14 protein-coding genes are annotated in these 18,121 nt (G+C 70.3%); 7 read left to right on the forward strand and 7 right to left on the reverse strand.

The genetic code is table 11. From position 1 onward, the window contains the following. The first annotated feature begins 162 nt into the window (after window positions 1–162). From RGI145_RS05080 to RGI145_RS05105, 6 genes are all read left to right on the forward strand, one after another. Window positions 163–1,512 carry an ABC transporter substrate-binding protein gene (locus RGI145_RS05080; protein ID WP_075797506.1) on the forward strand — a complete coding sequence of 450 codons (1,350 nt, stop codon included), beginning with the start codon at window positions 163–165 and terminating at the stop codon, window positions 1,510–1,512. 72 nt (window positions 1,513–1,584) lie between these two features. Further along, window positions 1,585–2,493, forward strand: a complete 909-nt coding sequence (locus RGI145_RS05085; RefSeq protein WP_075797507.1) for a carbohydrate ABC transporter permease — start codon at window positions 1,585–1,587, stop codon at window positions 2,491–2,493. A 4-nt stretch (window positions 2,494–2,497) separates the two neighbouring features. After that, a complete protein-coding gene (locus RGI145_RS05090; protein ID WP_075797508.1) occupies window positions 2,498–3,319 on the forward strand; it encodes a carbohydrate ABC transporter permease in 822 nt (273 codons plus the stop codon). Between the two features lie 10 nt (window positions 3,320–3,329). Beyond that, on the forward strand, window positions 3,330–4,433 hold the full coding sequence (locus RGI145_RS05095; protein ID WP_075797509.1) for an ABC transporter ATP-binding protein: 1,104 nt from the start codon (window positions 3,330–3,332) through the stop codon (window positions 4,431–4,433). Between the two features lie 11 nt (window positions 4,434–4,444). After that, window positions 4,445–5,899, forward strand: coding sequence for a xylulokinase (gene xylB / locus RGI145_RS05100; protein WP_075797510.1), 1,455 nt, complete (start codon window positions 4,445–4,447; stop codon window positions 5,897–5,899). A gap of 14 nt (window positions 5,900–5,913) precedes the next feature. Continuing rightward, window positions 5,914–7,395, forward strand: coding sequence for a mannitol dehydrogenase family protein (locus tag RGI145_RS05105; protein ID WP_075797511.1), 1,482 nt, complete (start codon window positions 5,914–5,916; stop codon window positions 7,393–7,395). A 43-nt stretch (window positions 7,396–7,438) separates the two neighbouring features. On the opposite strand, the gene RGI145_RS05110 is transcribed toward RGI145_RS05105, so the two are convergent. After that, window positions 7,439–8,725: an MFS transporter gene (locus tag RGI145_RS05110; RefSeq protein WP_075797512.1), complete on the reverse strand. Its 1,287-nt coding sequence runs from the start codon at window positions 8,723–8,725 to the stop codon at window positions 7,439–7,441. A gap of 182 nt (window positions 8,726–8,907) precedes the next feature. Here RGI145_RS05110 and RGI145_RS05115 point away from each other — a divergent pair, with 182 nt between their 5' ends. Continuing rightward, window positions 8,908–9,945: an L-idonate 5-dehydrogenase gene (locus RGI145_RS05115; RefSeq protein WP_075797513.1), complete on the forward strand. Its 1,038-nt coding sequence runs from the start codon at window positions 8,908–8,910 to the stop codon at window positions 9,943–9,945. Between the two features lie 48 nt (window positions 9,946–9,993). On the opposite strand, the gene uxuA is transcribed toward RGI145_RS05115, so the two are convergent. The 6 genes from uxuA to RGI145_RS05145 all read right to left on the reverse strand — a co-directional run bounded on the left by uxuA (window position 9,994) and on the right by RGI145_RS05145 (window position 18,093). Further along, window positions 9,994–11,184 carry a mannonate dehydratase gene (gene uxuA, locus RGI145_RS05120; protein WP_075797514.1) on the reverse strand — a complete coding sequence of 397 codons (1,191 nt, stop codon included), beginning with the start codon at window positions 11,182–11,184 and terminating at the stop codon, window positions 9,994–9,996. 117 nt (window positions 11,185–11,301) lie between these two features. Continuing rightward, window positions 11,302–12,768 carry a mannitol dehydrogenase family protein gene (locus tag RGI145_RS05125; protein ID WP_075797515.1) on the reverse strand — a complete coding sequence of 489 codons (1,467 nt, stop codon included), beginning with the start codon at window positions 12,766–12,768 and terminating at the stop codon, window positions 11,302–11,304. Further along, complete coding sequence (locus RGI145_RS05130; protein WP_075799850.1) at window positions 12,765–13,478, reverse strand: GntR family transcriptional regulator; 714 nt, start codon at window positions 13,476–13,478, stop codon at window positions 12,765–12,767. Before RGI145_RS05130 ends, RGI145_RS05125 begins: the two co-directional genes overlap by 4 nt. Window positions 13,479–13,657: 179 nt before the next feature. Further along, window positions 13,658–14,371, reverse strand: coding sequence for a metallophosphoesterase (locus RGI145_RS05135; protein ID WP_075797516.1), 714 nt, complete (start codon window positions 14,369–14,371; stop codon window positions 13,658–13,660). A gap of 133 nt (window positions 14,372–14,504) precedes the next feature. After that, on the reverse strand, window positions 14,505–15,236 hold the full coding sequence (gene pdeM, locus RGI145_RS05140) for a ligase-associated DNA damage response endonuclease PdeM (RefSeq protein WP_075797517.1): 732 nt from the start codon (window positions 15,234–15,236) through the stop codon (window positions 14,505–14,507). A gap of 301 nt (window positions 15,237–15,537) precedes the next feature. Beyond that, the gene (locus RGI145_RS05145; protein ID WP_237183210.1) at window positions 15,538–18,093 is read right to left on the reverse strand and encodes a ligase-associated DNA damage response DEXH box helicase; all 2,556 of its coding nucleotides are present in this window, start codon (window positions 18,091–18,093) and stop codon (window positions 15,538–15,540) included. Window positions 18,094–18,121 lie beyond the last annotated feature (28 nt).

Consider the following 18,121-nt stretch of genomic DNA (forward strand, 5'->3'; position numbering starts at 1 on the left):
AGTAACAGGCACCCAATCCGTGAATGCCGGGCCGGACGAGCCTTCCGTGCGGGCTGCGCCGCAACTTGACGGGAAATGGGGGAAGTGGGACGAATTCTGCCACGCCAGGGCATCGTTCTTGGACGTCCATGAACAGCACAAGAAAATGTGAGGATGAGACCGATGGCCTCCATGCGTCCAAGCGGCAGGATCACGTTGCTGGCCGCCAGCGTCTCGCTGGCCTCGCTCGCGGGCCTGTCCCTCGGTGGTGGGGCCGCCCTGGCCCAGACCACGCTCACCATCGCCACGGTGAACAACGGCGACATGGTGGTGATGCAGCGGCTGTCCGCGAGGTTCGAGCAACAGCACCCCGACATCAAGCTGCGCTGGGTGGTGCTGGAGGAGAACGTGTTGCGCCAGCGCGTGACCACCGACATCGCGACCAGGGCCGGCCAGTTCGACATCATGACCATCGGCAACTACGAGGTGCCGATCTGGGCCAAGCAGGGCTGGCTGGAGCCGATGGAGAACCTGCCGGCCAGCTATGACGTCGATGACCTGCTGAAGCCGGTGCGCGAGGGCCTTACCTACGAGAACAAGCTCTACGCCCTGCCTTTCTATGGCGAGAGCGCCATGACCTATTACCGCAAGGACCTGTTCCAGAAGGCCGGCATCACCATGCCGGAGCAGCCGAACTATGACCAGGTGAAGGAGGCGGCGGCCAAGATCACCGACAAGCCCGGCCAGGTCTTCGGCATCTGCCTGCGCGGCAAACCCGGCTGGGGCGAGAACATGGCCTATGTCACCTCGCTGGTGACGACCTTCGGCGGGCAGTGGTTCGACAAGAGCTGGAAGACCACGATCGACACGCCGGAATGGCACAAGGCGCTCACCTACTACAACGACGTGCTGAAGAACTATGGCCCGCCGGGCGCCACCTCGAACGGGTTCAACGAGAACCTCGCCCTGACGGCGGGCGGGCGCTGCGGCATGTGGATCGATTCCACGGTTGCCGCCGGGCTGCTCTACGACACCAAGCAGTCGCAGGTGGCCGACAAGATCGCCTTCGCACCGATCCCGGTGGGCGATTTCAAGGGCGGGCCGACCTGGCTCTGGAGCTGGAACCTGGGCATCCCGGCCTCCTCCAAGCAGAAGGAGGCGGCGAAGACCTTCACCACCTGGGCGACCTCGAAGGAGTACATCCAGCTCGTCGCGCAGGAGAATGGCTGGGTCGCCGTGCCGCCGGGCACGCGCCGCTCGACCTATGAGAGTGCGGAGTACCAGAAGGCCGCGCCCTTCGCCTCCTTCGTGCTCAAGGCGATCGAGACGGCGAACCCGAATGGCGAGACGAAGAACCCGCGCCCCTATACCGGCGCGCAGTTCGTGGCGATCCCGGAATTCCAGGGGATCGGCACCCAGGTCGGCCAGACCGTCGCCGGCACGCTGACCGGGCAGACGAGCATCGATGCGGCGCTGAAGGCGGCGCAGTCGGCCACCGACCGCACCATGCGGCAGGCCGGCTACGGCCGCTGACGCGCTGATCCCGCCGCCGCGCCGGGGCCACCGGCGCGGCACCCGCATGCCGGGAGGTTTCCGGGAGGTCCCATGTCCGCCATCTCCGCCCAGCACGCCGCGGCCAGGGAGCCGGCCAGGCCGAAGCGTTCCGGCACGCTGCCCCTGATCGCTCCATCGGTCGGCGTCCTGTTGCTCTGGATGATCGTGCCGCTGGTGATGACGGTGTGGTTCTCCTTCCAGCGCTACAACCTGCTGAACCCGATGGTGACGGGCTTCGCGGGGCTGGAGAATTACGAGTTCCTGGTCACCGATCCGGATTTCTGGGCCTCGCTGGTCAACACGCTGGTGCTGGTGGGCTCGGTGCTGGCGATCACCGTGGTGCTCGGCACGCTGCTGGCGGTGCTGTTCGACCAGAACTTCCCCGGCCGGAACGTGGCGCGGCTGCTGGCCATCGCCCCCTTCTTCGTCATGCCGACGGTCAGCGCGCTGATCTGGAAGAACCTGATGATGCACCCGATCTACGGCGTGCTGGCCGCCCTCTGGCGCGGCGTCGGGCTGACGCCGGTGGACTGGTTCGCCCAGTTCCCCATGCTCTCGATCATCGTCATCGTCTCCTGGCAGTGGCTGCCCTTCGCGCTGCTGATCCTGCTCACCGCCATCCAGTCCCTGGACCACGAGCAGAAGGAGGCGGCGCGGATGGACGGCGCGGGGCCGGTCGCGCAGTTCCTCCACATCACCCTGCCGCATCTCGGCCGCGCCATCAGCGTGGTGATCATGATCGAGACGATCTTCCTGCTGACCGTCTTCGCGGAGATCTTCGTCACCACCTCGGGCGGGCCGGGCAATGCCACCACCAACCTCGCCTTCCTGATCTATGCCCGCGCGCTGCTGCAGTTCGATGTCGGCGGCGGTTCGGCGGGCGGCATGGTGGCGATCCTGCTGGCCAATATCGTGGCCTTCTTCCTGGTGCGCAGCATCGCGCGCCGGCTGGAGATCTGACGCCATGCGCGAGAGCACGACGCAGCGCATCCTGGTCGCCATCCTGGGCTGGGCCGTGGCGCTGGCCCTGTTCTTCCCCATCCTCTGGATGGTCCTGACCGGCTTCAAGACCGAGGTGGCGGCCATCGCCACCCCGCCGCAGCTCATCTTCCAGCCGACGCTCGAAAGCTATGCCGAGGTGCGGGACCGGGCGGACTATCTCCACTTCGCGCTGAACAGCGTCGTCATCTCCTTCGGCGGCACCATCCTGGCGCTCGCCTTCGCGATCCCCGCCGCCTATGCCATGGCCTTCCACCCGACGAAGCGCACGCGCGGCACGCTGCTCTGGATGCTGTCCACCAAGATGCTGCCGCCGGTCGGCGTGCTGGTGCCGATCTACCTGATCTTCCGCACGCTGGGGCTGCTCGACAGCCGCACGGGGCTCATCATCATCTACGCGCTGATGAACCTGCCCATCGTGGTCTGGATGCTCTTCACCTTCTTCAAGGAGGTGCCGCACGAGATCCTGGAGGCGGGGCGGATGGACGGGGCGAAGACCTGGGCGGAGTTCCGCCACCTGCTGCTGCCGCTCAGCCTGCCGGGCATCGCCTCCACCGGGCTGCTCTCGCTGATCCTGTGCTGGAACGAGGCCTTCTGGAGCCTGAACCTCACCACCTCGGAGGCGGCGCCGCTCACCACCTTCATCGCCTCCTTCTCCTCGCCGCAGGGGTTGTTCTTCGCCAAGCTCTCGGCCGCCTCCACCATCGCCGTGGCGCCGATCCTCATCTTCGGCTGGCTCAGCCAGCGCCAGCTCGTCCGCGGCCTGACCTTCGGCGCGGTGAAATAGGAGAACCCGCATGGCCACGCTGACCCTGCGCGACATCCGCAAGAGCTATGCCGAGGTCGAGGCGATCAAGGGGATCGACCTCGACGTGCTGGACCGCGAGTTCGTGGTCTTCGTCGGCCCCTCGGGCTGCGGCAAGTCCACCCTGCTGCGCATGATCGCGGGGCTGGAGGAGATCACCTCCGGCGACCTGCTGATCGATGGGCGGCGGGTGAACGATCTCGGCCCCGCCGACCGTGGCCTGGCGATGGTGTTCCAGTCCTACGCGCTCTATCCGCACATGACGGTGCGGGACAACATGGGCTTCGCCCTCAGGATGGCCGGCACGCCGAAGGCGGAGCGCGACCGCAAGGTGGAGGAGGCCGCGCGCATCCTGCAACTGGAACCCTATCTCGACCGGCGGCCCAAGGCGCTCTCCGGTGGCCAGCGGCAGCGCGTGGCGATCGGCCGCGCCATCGTGCGCAACCCGAAGATCTTCCTCTTCGACGAGCCGCTTTCCAACCTGGACGCCGCGCTGCGCGGGCAGATGCGGATCGAGCTGGCCCGGCTGCACGAGGAGCTGAAGGCCACGATGATCTACGTCACCCATGACCAGGTCGAGGCCATGACCATGGCCGACAAGATCGTGGTGCTGCAATCGGGGCGGGTGGAGCAGGTCGGCTCACCGCTGGAGCTCTATCACCATCCGAGGAACCTCTTCGTGGCGGGCTTCATCGGCTCGCCGCGCATGAACATGCTGCCGGCACAGGTGACGGGGGCGGAGGGCGGCGGTGTTGCCGTGCGGCTCGCCTTCGGCCCGGAGCTCGCCGTGCCGGTGCGGGCGGGCTCCCTGCGCCCGGGCGAGGCGGTGACCGTGGGCATCCGCCCCGAGGGCCTGCGGCCCGATCCGGGCGGTCCGATCCAGGGGGAGGTGCTGCTGGCCGAGCGGCTGGGCGGGCTGACGCTGCTGCATGTGCGCCTCTCGCCGGATCAGGTGGTGATCGTGCAGCTCGACGGCAGCGATGCCACGCGGCCGCACGAGGTGCTGCGGCTTTCCGTCGATCCGCGCCTCTGCCATGTCTTCGACGAGCGCGGCGAAGCCCTGCCGCATCTCGAAACGCACCACCTCGCGGCCTGAGGAGGGCCGGCATGTATCTCGGCCTGGATTTCGGCACCTCCTCGGTCAAGGCCCTGCTGGTGGACGAGGCGCAGCGCGTGCTGGCCAGCGCCAGCAGCCCGCTCGCCGTCTCCCGCCCCGCGCCCGGGCACAGCGAGCAGGACCCGCGGGACTGGTGGCAGGCCATGCTCGATGCCGTGGCCGCCCTGCGCGCGCGGGAGCCCGCCGCCTTCGCCGCGCTGCGCGGCATCGGCCTGTCGGGGCAGATGCATGGCGCCGTGCTGCTGGATGCGGCGGGCGAGGTGCTGCGGCCCGCCATCCTGTGGAACGACACACGCGCCATTGCCGAATGCCGCGAGATGGAGGCGGCCTTCCCGGCGCTGCACACGGTGGCGGGCAACCTCGCCATGCCGGGCTTCACCGCGCCGAAGCTGCTCTGGGTGCGGAAGCACGAGCCCGGGGTCTTCGCCCGCACGGCCCGGGTGCTGCTGCCCAAGGCCTGGGTGCGCTACCGCCTGACCGGCGAGTTCATCGAGGACATGTCGGACGCTTCCGGCACGCTCTGGCTGGATGTCGGGCGGCGCGACTGGTCCGATGCCGCGCTGGCCGTCACGGGGCTGTCGCGCGACCACATGCCGCGCCTGGTGGAAGGCAGCGCGCCGGGCGGGATGCTGCGGCCGGAACTGCGGCGCGAATGGGGGCTGTCCGGCCCGGTCGTGGTGGCGGGCAGCGCCGGCGACAACGCGGCGGGCGCGGTCGGGCTGGGGGCGATCCATCCGGGCGATGCCTTCGTCTCGCTGGGCACCTCCGGCGTGCTCTGGGCGACGACGGACCGCTACGCGCCCTATCCGAAGGCGGCGGTGCATGCCTTCTGTCATGCCCTGCCGGGGCTCTGGCACCAGATGGGGGTGACGCTCTCGGCGGCCTCCTGCCTCGGCTGGTGGGCGCAGGTGGCGGGGCAGGGGGAGGCGGCGCTGCTGGCCGAGCTGCCCGCGATCCGCAGGCCATCGGATGCGGTCTTCCTGCCCTACCTCTCCGGGGAACGCACGCCGCACAATGACGGCGCGATCCGTGGCGCCTTCGCCGGCCTGTCGATGGACACGGACCGCGCGGCGCTGACCCAGGCGGTGCTGGAGGGCGTGGCCTTCTCCTTCCGCGACGGGCTCGACGCGCTGGCCGCCTCCGGCACGGTGATCCGCGAGGCGGACGTGATCGGCGGCGGTTCCCGCTCCCGCGCCTGGATCGGCATCATCGCGGCGGTGCTGGGCATTCCCCTGCACGTGCTGGCGGAGGGCGAGTATGGCGGCGCCTTCGGGGGGGCGCGCCTCGCCCGGCTGGCCGTGACGGGCGAGGACCCGACGGCCGTCTGCATCCCGCCGAGGCGGCTGGAAACGGTGATGCCCGACCCGGAACTCGCCGGGTCCTATGCCGCCCCACTGCGCCGCTACCGCGCCCTCTATCCGGCCATCGCCGGTTCCTTTTCCTGAGCCGAGGTCTTCCCATGAGCGCCATTCCGCTCAACCGCGCCAATCTGGCGATGCTGCGCCCGCCCATCCAGGTCCCAGCCTATGATCCCGTGACGGTGACGCCGGGCATCGTGCATCTCGGCCTGGGCGGCTTCCACCGCGCGCACATGGCCCGCTACACGCACGAGCTGATGGAGCGCGATCCCGGGGCGCGGGAATGGGGCATCGCGGGGGCCGGCATCCAGCCCGCCGACAAGCGGATGCGCGAGAGCCTGGGGCCGCAGGACTGGCTCTACACGCTGGTGGAGCGCGAGGGCGAACAGGAGAAGGTCGCGGTCATCGGCGCGCTGACCGAGATGATCTATGCGGGCGAGGATTCCACGGAGGTGCTGGCCCGCATCGCCGATCCGCGCATCCGCATCGTCAGCCTGTCGGTGACGGAGAACGGCTACTGCCTGAACCGCGCCACCAAGCGGCTGGACACGGAGCACCGGCTGATCCGGCAGGACCTCGCCACGCCGGAACGCCCCGCCAGCGCCATCGGCATCATCGTGGAAGGCTTCCGCTGCCGGAAGGAAGCCGGGCTGCCCGCCTTCACCGCGCTGAGCTGCGACAACATCCAGCACAATGGCGAGGTGCTGCGCGATGCCGTGCTGACCCTGGCGGGGCTGCGCGACAAGGCATTGGCGGCGTGGATCGAGGCCGAGGCGAGCTTCCCCAGCACCATGGTGGACCGCATCACCCCCGTCACCACCGAGGCGCAGATCCGCGAGCTGGCGGAGAAGCATGGCATCGCCGACAACTGGCCGGTCTTCGCCGAGCCCTTCTCGCAATGGGTGATCGAGGACCGCTTCCCGCTGGGCCGCCCGGCCTGGGAGGCGGTGGGGGCGCAGTTCGTCGGGGATGTCGCGCCCTATGAGTTCATGAAGCTGCGGCTGCTGAACGCCAGCCATCTCGCCATGTCGGGGCCGGGGCGGCTCGCGGGCTATACCTATATCGACGAGACCATGGCGAACCCGCTTTTCCGCCGCTACATGGCCGCGCTGATGGACCGGGAAACGGAACCGACCCTGGCGCCGGTGCTGGGGATTGACCTCGCGGACTACAAGGCCACGCTGATCCGCCGCTTCGCCAACACCGCGATCAAGGACACGGTGGAACGGGTCAACACCGATGCGCCGCTGAACGTGCTGGTCGATCCGATCCGCGACCGGCTGAAGTCGGGCGGCGGGGTGGATCTGCTGGCCATCGCGCTGGCCGCCTGGATGCGGCGCGTGCGCGGGGAGGACGAGCAGGGGCGGGAGATCGAGGTGAAGCACCCGCTGGCCGGGTTGCTGCGCGAGAAGGCCATCGAGGGCGGGCCGGACCCGGTGCCGCTGCTCTCGATCGGACAGCTCTTCGGGGAGCTGGGGCAGGACGAGCGCCTCGTCGCGGCGCTGCGGAAGTGGCTCGGCTCCTTCTACGGGGTGGGGAGCCTGAAGACGCTGGAGCGGGCGGCGGCCGAGCTGGAATTCTGACCGAGGCTCCCGGGAAAGGCGGACCTTTCCCGGGAGCGGACGCTCAGCCCAGCGTGGCCCGGCGCTGCGTCACCGCGGCCGTCTCGCGCGGGGCGCGCACCAGCACCGTCACCGCGATCACGCCCAGCACGGCGATGGAGCCGGCCAGCACGAAGGCGCTGGTGAAGGAGCCGGTGGACTGCACGATGAAGCCGGTGACCGCCGGGCCGATGATGCCCGCGATGTTCGCCAGCCCGTGCACGAAGCCGCCGGTGGCGCCAACATATTCGCGCGGCACGGCATCCTGCACGATGGTCCAGTAGGTGCTGCCGGTCAGATAGAGGGCGCAGATGGTGATCGCGGTCAGCGCCACCGCGCCGGTCACCGTCGTCATCATGCCCGCCACCATGATCGCCACGGCGGCGATGCCCAGGCAGACCACCAGCACGATCTTGCGGGAGAAGAGCGCGTTGCCCGTGCGGCGGTAGATCACGTCGGTCAGGAAGCCGCCGCCGATCAGTCCCATGCAGCCCAGGATCCAGGGGATCACCGTGACCAGGCTCATGTCGTGCAGGCTGAGCCCGCGCGCCATGGTCAGGTAGCTGGGGAACCAGGTCAGGAAGAAGTACAGGATGTAGTTGTAGCCGAAGAAGGCGAAGGCCGTGGCCAGCACCGCCGGCTTGCGCAGCTGCGAACCCAGCCCGGGCGGCGAGACATGCGAGGGCAGGGCGTCCGGCTGGTCCCCGGCGATCTCGCGCCGCTCCTCCTCGCTGACGCGCGGGTCGCCTTCCGGCGAGTTGCTCATCAGGGTCAGCCAGAAGACCAGCCAGACCAGGCCGATCGCCGCCACCACGAAGAAGGAGACGCGCCAGCCGAAATGCAGAACGGTGAAGCCCACCAGCGGCCCGGCGATGGCGCCGCCCAGCGGCGTTCCGCCATTGGCGATGCCGATCGCGGTGCCGGCCTCCCGCCGGGGGAACCAGTTGCTGACCATCTTGTTGGCGCTGGCGGAGAAGGGGCCCTCGCCGATGCCGAAGCCGATGCGGATCAGCAGCATGGAGACGAAGCCGCCGGCCAGCCCGGTCAGGCCGCAGAAGACCGACCAGACGCCCATGGAGAGGGAGAAGACCCGGTAGGGCCCCGCCTTGTCCGAGATCAGCCCGCCGATGAAGTTGAAGATGGCGTAGCCGAAGAAGAAGCTGCTGAAGACCAGGCCCATTTCCGAAGGGCTGAGGCCCAGATCGCCCGAAACCGCGGGGGCCGCGATCGAGAGGGCGCTGCGGTCCATGTAATTGATGATGCCTGCCAGAAAGAGCAGGAAGACAGCCAGGTGGCGGCGCTTCTTCCACATGGGTGGAGGGTCCCTCTTCGCGTTCCTCTCGGAGGCGGGGCACGGGGAGGGGAAGGCACGCCCCGGGGCGGGGCGGCGGCGTTTCCTCGTCCGGGCGCGCCCTTGCCGGGCTCCAGCCTCGTCATTACCGATGACATTGCATTCTACCATGGTAGAATGTCAACGAAGATAGGGAGGTTGCCATGCGAAGTTGCGTGCTGCATGCGGCGGAGGACCTGCGGATCGAGGAACGGCCCCTGGCCGGGCTGGGCCCGAACGAGGTGCGGCTGCGGGTCCGGGCCGGCGGGATCTGCGGGTCCGACCTGCACTACTTCTTCCACGGACGGGTCGGCGATTTCGTGATCCGGGAGCCGTTAGTGCCCGGGCACGAGTTCGCGGGCGAGGTGGCCGAGACCGGCCCTGCCGTCACACGGGTGAAGGCGGGCGACCGGGTCTGCGTGAACCCGTCGCGCACCTGCGGCCGCTGTCCGCGCTGCCGCGAGGGCCGGCCCAACCTGTGCGAGAACGTCTTCTTCATGGGCAGCGCCAGCAAGTTCCCGCACATGCATGGCGGCTTCACCGAATATGTCTCGGTGGAGGAGGGGCAGTGCTTCCCGGTCTCGGGCGACCTGCCCTTCGCCGAGATGGCCTTCGCGGAGCCGCTCTCGGTCGCGCTCCATGCCGCGCTGCGCGGCGGCAACCTGATGGGGCGCAAGGTGCTGGTGACCGGCGCCGGGCCGATCGGCCAGCTCGTGCTGCTGGCGGCGAAGCGAGGCGGGGCGGCGCATCTGGCCATCACCGACATGATCGACGAGCCGCTGGCGGTGGCCCGCCGGATCGGCGCGGACGAGGCCTTCAACGTTGCCGCCGGCACGGGTGAGCTGGACGAGGCCGCGAAGCGCCTCGGCGGCTATGACGTGGTCTTCGAGGCCTCCGGCGCCTCCCCGGCGCTCAATGCCGGGCTGATGGCGGTGCGGGCGGGCGGTATCGTGGTGCAGGTCGGCTCCCTTCCGGGCGGCCAGACGCCGGTGATGGCCAACCGCATCATGGCGCGGGAGATCGACCTGCGCGGTGCCTTCCGCTTCGGCGATGTCTTCGGCGACGCGGTGACCTGCCTGGAGAAGCGGCAGATCGACATCCGCCCGATCCTGACGGCGAAGATGCCGATGGAACGGGCGGGCGAGGCTTTCCACGCGGCGCGCGACCGGGCGAGGAACCTGAAGGTCGTGATCGAGTTCTGAGCCGGTTCCCGGGGGGGAGGGGCGGGCCGCTCCCCCCCGGGACGGGCTTCAGTGCAGCCCGCCCTTGCGGAAGGCCTCGACGGTCCGCATCACGCCGCGGATCTCGGCCAGGCCCTTGAGGCGGCCGATGCAGGAATAGCCGGGGTTCACCCGCTTGCCGATATCGTCCACCAGCAGGTGGCCGTGATCGGGGCGCATCGGGATCACCGCATCGGCGCGGCCCTCCGCGGCGCGGCGGTCCTCCTCCTTCATCAGCGCGGCCACGACGCGCACCATGTCGGTGTTCCCGTCGAGGTGGTCGGCCTCGTAGAAAGAGCCGTCCGGCTCGATCGTCACGTTGCGCAGATGCGCGAAGTGCACGCGCGGCCCGAACTCCTCGGCCATCGCGACCATGTCGTTGTCGCGGTTGCTGCCGAAGGCGCCGGTGCAGAGCGTCAGCCCGTTGGCCTGTTCCGGCACGGCGTCGAGCAGGGTGCGCGCGTCGCCGGCGGTGGACATCACGCGCGGCATGCCGAAGATCGGGAAGGACGGATCGTCCGGATGGATGCAGAGCCGGGCGCCTTCCTCGGCCGCGATCGGGGCGATCTCGCGCACGAACTCGATCAGGTGCCGCTGGACGCCCTCGCGCCCGATATCCTTGTAGGTGTCGAGCATCTTCTGGAAGCCGGCGCGGTCATAGACGAATTCGCGGGCCGGCAGCCAGTCGATCATCAGCTTCTCCAGCTTGTCGATCTCGCCTTCCGACATCGCCTTGAAGCGGGTCTCGGCGGCCTTGCGCCGGGCTTCCGGGTGGTCGGCCTCGGCGCCCGGGCGCTTCAGCACGAACAGGTCATAGACGGCGATGTCCGTCCAGTCGAAGCGCAGCGCGTAGCCGCCATTCGGCAGGCGCCATTCCAGGTCGGTGCGCGTCCAGTCGGTGATGGCCATGAAGTTGTAGCAGATGGTCTTCACCCCGGCCCGGGCCACGGCGCGGATGGAATCCTTGTACTGGCCGATGCGGGTGCGGAAATCGCCCGTGCGGGTCTTGATGTCCTCGTGCACCGCGATGCTCTCGACCACCTCCCAGGTGAGGCCGGCCTTCTCGATCATCGCCTTGCGCTTCAGCACCTCCTCCTCGGGCCAGGCGCGGCCCTGGTTGATGTGGTGAAGCGCGCTGACCACGCCGGTCGCGCCGGCCTGCCGCACATGCTCCAGGGTCACGCCGTCATCGGGGCCGAACCAGCGCCAGGTTTGCAGCATCTCTCGCACTCCTGCTTGAAAAAGGGGTCAGGCCCGCCCGGTGCGGCGCACCGCGGTTTCGGGCAGGGCGGCCGTGCAGGCCAGGGTGATGGGCTCCGCGAAGCCGGCGGGGAGCCGCTAGGCGGCGAGCGTCTTCCGCACGCCCTGCGCCAGCAGCCGCCCGAGTGCCTCCCGGACCGCGACGCGGAAGCCTTCGTGCTCCGCCAGCTCGGCCGGGAAGATCTCGTCGATCGCGAAGAGCGCCTGCGACAGCGCGGCGGCGTCGCGGCCCGCCGCCCTCGCCGTGGCGGACAGGCGCTCGCCCATCGGGTCGTCGATGCCGTGCGTGCCGCCGCGCTCGTCGGTGCCGAGGAGGAAGGCCATCCAGCCCGCGACCGCCATGGCGATGGCATGAGGCATGGCGCCCGCCCGCAGCCGCGCGAGGGCCGGGCCGAGCAGGCGCTGGGGCAGCTTCTGCGAGCCGTCCATGGCGATCTGCAGCAGCCGGTGCCGGATCGCCGGATTGCGGAAGCGTTCCGCGAGCTGGGCGGTGTAGGTGGGCAGATCGACCCCCGGCACGGGTGCCAGGGTCGGGATCACGTCTTCCCGCCAGAGGCGCGGCAGGAACCCCGCCAGCGCGGGCTCGGCCATGGCGTCGGAGACGGTCTCCAGCCCCGCGAGCGCACCGAGATAGGCGAGGCTGGAATGCGCGCCGTTCAGGCAGCGCAGCTTCATCAGCTCATAGGCATGGACATCGCCGACCAGCAGCGCCCCGGCCTCCTCCCAGCGTGGGCGCGGGCCGGCGAAGCGGTCCTCGATCACCCACTGGGTGAAGGGCTCGGCGACCACGGGCCAGGCATCCTCGTAGCCCAGCGCGGCGACGGCGGCGCGGTCCTCGTCGCGCGTGGCCGGCACGATGCGGTCCACCATGGTCGAGGGGAAGGTGACATTCTCCCCGATCCAGGCGGTGAGGCCGGGATCGCGGCGCGCGGCGAATTCCGCCACGATGCGCGACACCGTCTCGCCGTTCCGGGGCAGGTTGTCGCAGCAGAGGATGGTGCAGGCGGGCGCCCCGGCGGCGCGGCGCTGCCGCAACGCCTCCACCAGCAGGCCGGGCGCGCTGCGCGGGAAGGCCTCGCCGGCGAGGTCGTGGCGGATGTCCGGATGCGCCGCATCCAGCCCGCCATCCCGGGCGCGGCAATAGGCCTTCTCCGTGACGGTGAGGCTGATGATGCGCGTGGCCGGATCGGTCAGCCGCGCCATGGCCCGTTCCGGCGTCTCCGGCACGGTCAGAACCTCGGCGATGCTGCCGACGATCCGCGCGGCGTCGCCGTCGGGGCCGCGCTCCAGCACGGTGTAGAGCCCGTCCTGCGGCGCCAGCGCCTCGCGCACCGTGGGGGAGCGCAGGCTCATGCCGGAAATGCCCCAGCCCGTCTCGCCCGCCGCCAGACGGTCGTCCGTGTACACGGCCTGGTGCGCCCGGTGAAAGGCGCCGAGGCCGAGATGGGCGATGCCGATGCGGATGTTGGCTGGGTCGTAGGCCGGGCGGCGGATGCCGGCAGGGAGTTGCGGCAGGCTGTGACGCGAAAGCCGGGGCGGGCTCATGGCTGCTCCACCGTCTCGAAATAGTCGGGCATGCGCTGCACGATGCGGGGCAGGGAGGAGAGGATCTCGGAGAGGTGCAGCCGGATCGCCTCCTCCGCCGCATCCGGGTCGTGCCGTGCGATGGCGGCCACGATGGCGCGGTGCTGGGTGATCAGCACGCGGGCGGGCGTGGCGTCGGTCGGGATGCTGAGATAGCGGACCCTGTCCATCTGCAGCTTGACTTCGGCCAGGGTGGTCCAGGCACTCTGCTGCCCCATCGCCTCGGCGAAGCTCAGATGCAGCGCGTCGTCGAACTGCAGGAAGGCACGGTGGTCCTCGGCGCGGATCGCCGCCTCCTGCTCGTCGATCAGCCGGTGCATGGCGGTGATGGCGGCCTCGTCGGCCTCCAACGCGGCCTGTCGCACCACGGCACGTTCCACCGCGTCGCGCACGAAGCGGCCGCCGGCGACACGGGACAGGGAGATGCGGGACACGGTGGTGCCGCGCTGCGGCAGGATGCGCACGAGGCCGCCTTCGGCCAGGCGGATCAGTGCTTCCCGCACCGGCTGTCGGCTGACGCCCAGGAGGTTGGCGAGGTCGCTCTCGGACAGGCTCTGCCCGGGTGGGAGCTGGTTGGTGATGATCTTGTCGCGCAGCAGGGCGACGACCTGCTGGCCGACCGGGCCGCCGCCGGGCATGGGCTGAAGCGGCTTCAGGACTTCGGCGAGCATGTTTCCCTCCCCGGGGTCGATCTTGTATTCTACCATACAAGATGATGCACCGCAGGGGAAGGCTCTTGCGCGCTGCCTGCGAGACCGCCGTGCCGTCACCCCGGTCTCAGGGATCCAGCCTCATGGATTGGGTGGCGTGGATCGCGAAATGGCCGGAACCCCGGCGCGGACGGCGGCTGCTACCAGGGCAGGTCCACCCAGGACAGGTGGCCGCCCTTGCCGGCCCCCGTATCCATGAAGACGGCCGCCCCGCCCTGGGCCCCGATATGGGTCAGCGGCCTTCCGTCCGAGGAACGGACCTCATGGCCGCAATAGATGGTGAAGCCCTGCGGGATGCGGTCCACCCAGTCGTGCAGCCGCTCCGGGAAGCCGTCCGGCCGCATGCGGCTGGTCACCTGCCCGAACAGGGCGCGCGGCACCAGTCCTTCGGGGCGGTTGGCGCCGGCTTCGGGGGGAGGGGGCAGGTGCAGCATGCGTGGGTGGAAGCCGCCATGCACGAAGACACGCTGGTCGATCCGCAGCCAGGCCGGGGCGCGCGCCACCTCGGCCATGATGCGGTCGCGCAGGGTGTCCCGGTCGGGGGCCTGCTCGATCTGCTGCAAGGTGTTGCCGAGCCCGTTGGCGTCGATATGCAGGCGCGCGCCGCTCAGGGCGCGGCGCAGCTTGTGGTCGTGGTTGCCCAGCAGGAAGATCCCCGCCCGCGCATCCAGCAGGTCGAAGGTCCGCCGCAGCACCTCGGGGGAATCCGAGCCGCCATCGGTCAGGTCCCCGAGCTGGATGATGAAGAGCCGCTCCGCGCGCGCCCCCTCCACTGCCGCCGCATAGGCATCGGCGTCGCCATGCACGTCGCCGATCACGCGCAACCCCTCGAACTGGGAGCGGATATTCGTCATTCCGCCCACCCCGTGCCCGGATAATCCGGGCGCCGCCGGTCTGTTCCCCGCACGGACCGCGGCCGGGATGGCGCGGGGGACCGAGGGTGGGGCGGAGGCGGCGGGTGCCCGGGGCTCTGGGTGGCTCTTCGCATCATGGTGCTGATATGAGGCGCTTTTCCGGCGGCGCCACCCGTTCCGCCGCGCCATGCGACGTGACCGGCATGCTGAACAGGCGGTCGCGCCCCAGCAGGAAGGCCCGGCCGCCACGCCGGAACAGACCGGCGAGGGCCGGGTCGCGCAGGTCCAGCCCCCCGGTATAGGCGCCGAAGGAAGGCAGGATGACCCGGCGCGGATCGGCCACGAAGCAGGGGCGCGTCACGCCGCCCGCCCGGGTGGGCATGGTGGCCTTGGGATGGAAATGCCCGCTGATCTCCACGGGCCCGGTGCGGGGCAGGGCCGGGTCGGCCTGGTGGCGGAACAGGAAGGGGCCTTCCGCCCAGCTTTCCTGCGCCTCGCCCGGCAGTCCTTCCGGCGGCACCGGATCGTGGTTGCCCAGGACCCAGACCACCTCCAGCCCGTCCAGCGCCCGCCGCAGCAGCGCCAGTTCCGAGGGAGGGAGGCGCGTGGAGCCCTCCGCGTCGTGAAAGGAATCGCCCAGCAGCACGAGGCGCCGGGGACTGTGCCGCCGCAGGGCCGAGATCAGGCGCATCACCGTTTCGCGCGTGTCGTAGGGCGGCACGAGGCAGCCGCGCCGGGCGAAGTGGCTGCCTTTCTCCAGATGCAGGTCGGCCACGGCCAGAAGGCGGCATGCCGGCCAAGCCAGAACGCCCTGCGGGTCCAGCAGCAGGCGCTCGCCGGCCAGGTGAAGCGGGGCCGGGATCATGCCGGCATCCCGAGCGGGCGGCCATGGGGGGCGCCCCATCCCGCCGCATCGCCCCTGTGCCGCCGGAAGGCATGTCCGATGTCTGTCCCATGGGCCACCGGAGGGCAACGCCGCCAGGGGGCATTCGTCACAATCCTGCGGGCCCCACCCCGTGCGATCCTGTCCGGCCATGGCGCTGGTGTCACGGCCGGGGCCGTCCGGCCCTGGCACACGGCGAATCTCATCCGTTCATCCTGTCGCAACTCGCCCCTGTCGTCTTCCGATGGCGCTGTCTGTCCCCATCCGCCATGCCCGCGATCCCTCAGGCCCCGCGCCGCAGGCCGGGCAGGCCACGGCCGCGCCGTTCCCGCCCCTTGCGGTGGCGCGGGCGGTCCACCACCCCGGCGCGGATGCGGACGCCTTCCGTCACCTCGCTCAGCACCTCGGCGAAATGCTCGGCGCCGTCGGTGACTTCCTCCACCAGCGCGGCGGCCTCGGCCAGCAGGGCGTCCTCGGCGCCGCCCGGGACCCATTCGCGCCCTTCCTCGATCAGCGCCGGCACGGCGAGGGGCGAGACACGGTCGAGCGCCCGCACGCGGATGCGCCCGCGCACCCGCGCCAGCAGGTCGGCGATGCGGCGCACATCGGTGAGGCCATAGGCGGCCTCCTGCCGGGTGGCGCGCAGCAGGATGTGGTCCGGGTCGTGCTTCCGCAGCACGTCGTAGATAAGGTCGGCGTTCATCGTCATCTGCCGCCCGCTCTTCTCGGCGCCGGGATGGTTCTTCTCCAGCAGCCCGGCGACGGTGGCGATGTTGCGGAAGGTGCGGCGGAGCATGGAACTCTCGGCGATCCATTCCTCCAGCTCTTCGCCCAGGATGTCCTCCTCGAAGAGGCGTTCCGGCTCGGTGGGCTCGAAGGCGCTCCAGGTGGCGAGCACGTAGTCGGTGGCAAGGTAGCCGAGCGGGCCGTGGCCCATCCCCTCCATCCGCTTGGTCACCAGCATCCCCAGGGTCTGATGTGCGAGCCTGCCCTCGAAGCAGTAGGCGACCATGAACCAGCGGCCGTGATGCGGGAAGCTCTCGATCAGCAGCCCGTCGCGGTCGGGCAGCTCGGACTGTCGCTGCTGCAGCCGCAGCCATTCGCGCACCGGCTCCGGCAGGGCGCGCCAGCGCCGGGGATCGGCCAGGATCGCCCGCACCCGGCGCGAGAGATAGGTGGAAAGCGGCAGCCGCGCGCCGGCATAGGTCGGTACGCGCGGCTCCTCGTCGCCGCCGCGCGAAACGATGACGGAGAGTGCGTCCATTCCCTCGTAGCGCAGCGTCTGCCCGGCGAAGAGGAAGCAGTGCCCCGGCTCCAGCGTGGAAACGAACCATTCCTCCACCTCGCCCAGCACCGGCCCGCCGCGGATGCGCACCTTCACCATCGGGCTGTCGGTGATGGTGCCGAGATTCATCCGCACCTGCCGCGCCACGCGCTCGTCGCGGATGTGGATGAGGTCCTCGCTGTCGCGGAACAGCTTGCGGAAGCGCTCATAGGCCTGCAGCGCGTAGCCACCATCCTCCGCGAAGCGCAGCACGTCGTCGAAGTCGCGCCGCGACAGCGCGGCATAGGGCGCGGCCCGCGTCACCTCGGCATGGAGCTCGTCCGCCCGGAAGGGTGCGTGGCAAGCCATGGCCAGGATATGCTGTGCCAGCACGTCCAGCCCGCCGGCGCGCGGCGCCTCCCCATCCAGCTCATGCGCCGCCACGGCCTCGGTGGCGGCAGTGCACTCGATCACCTCGAAGCGGTTGGCCGGCACCAGTACGGCGCGGGAGGGTTCGTCCATCCGGTGGTTGGCGCGGCCGATGCGCTGCATCAGGCGCGAGACGCCCTTCGGCGCGCCGACCTGGATCACCTGGTCCACCGCGCCCCAGTCGATGCCCATGTCGAGCGAGGCCGTCGCCACCACGGCGCGCAACCGCCCCGCCGCCATCGCGGCCTCCACCTTGCGCCGCTGCTCGATCTGCAGGGAGCCGTGGTGCAGGGCGATGGGCAGGTTGTCGTCGTTGAGGCGCCACAGTGCCTGGAAGATCAGCTCGGACTGGGCGCGCGTGTTGACGAAGACGATGGTGACGCCGGCCCCGCCGATGCGGCGGTAGATCTCGGGCGCGCTGGCCAGGCCCATATGCCCGCCCCAGGGCAGGTGCCCTTCCGGCAGCACGATCTCCAGGCTCGGATCGGCGCCTCCCTTGCCCAGGATCAGCGCCGCGCCCTCGGGCCGCGCATCCGGCGCGATCCAGGCCCGCAGCGCCTCCGGCTGCGCCACCGTGGCGGAAAGGCCGACGCGCCGCAGGCCGGGCGCCAGGGATTGCAGACGCGACAGGCAAAGGGCGAGCTGGTCGCCGCGTTTGGTGCCGGCCAGCGCATGCACCTCGTCCACCACCACGGCGCGCAGGCCGCCGAAGATTTCCGCCGCATCGGGCAGGGAGAGCAGCAGGACCAGGCTTTCCGGCGTGGAAAGCAGGATCTCCGGCGGGTTCTCGCGCTGCCGCTGGCGGCGGTTGGCGGGGGTGTCGCCGGTGCGCGTTTCCACCCGGATGGGCAGGCCCATCTCCTCGATGGGCGTGGTCAGGTTGCGGGCGATGTCCACCGCCAGCGCCTTGAGCGGGGAGATGTAGAGTGTGTGCAGCCCCCGGGTGGCCCCCTGGTCCGGAGAGCCCTGCGCGAGATCGATCAGGCTGGGCAGGAAGCCTGCCAGGGTCTTGCCGCCGCCGGTCGGGGCGATCAGCAGGGCGCTCCGGCCGGCCTCGGCGGCCTCCAGCAGCGCCATCTGGTGGGGCCGGGGCGTCCAGCCACGCGCGGCGAACCAGCCCGCGAAGGGTTCCGGCAATGTTCTCATGGGCGGGCGGTATATGGCACCCCTCGGC

The organism is Roseomonas gilardii, from assembly GCF_001941945.1.
GTDB lineage: Bacteria > Pseudomonadota > Alphaproteobacteria > Acetobacterales > Acetobacteraceae > Roseomonas.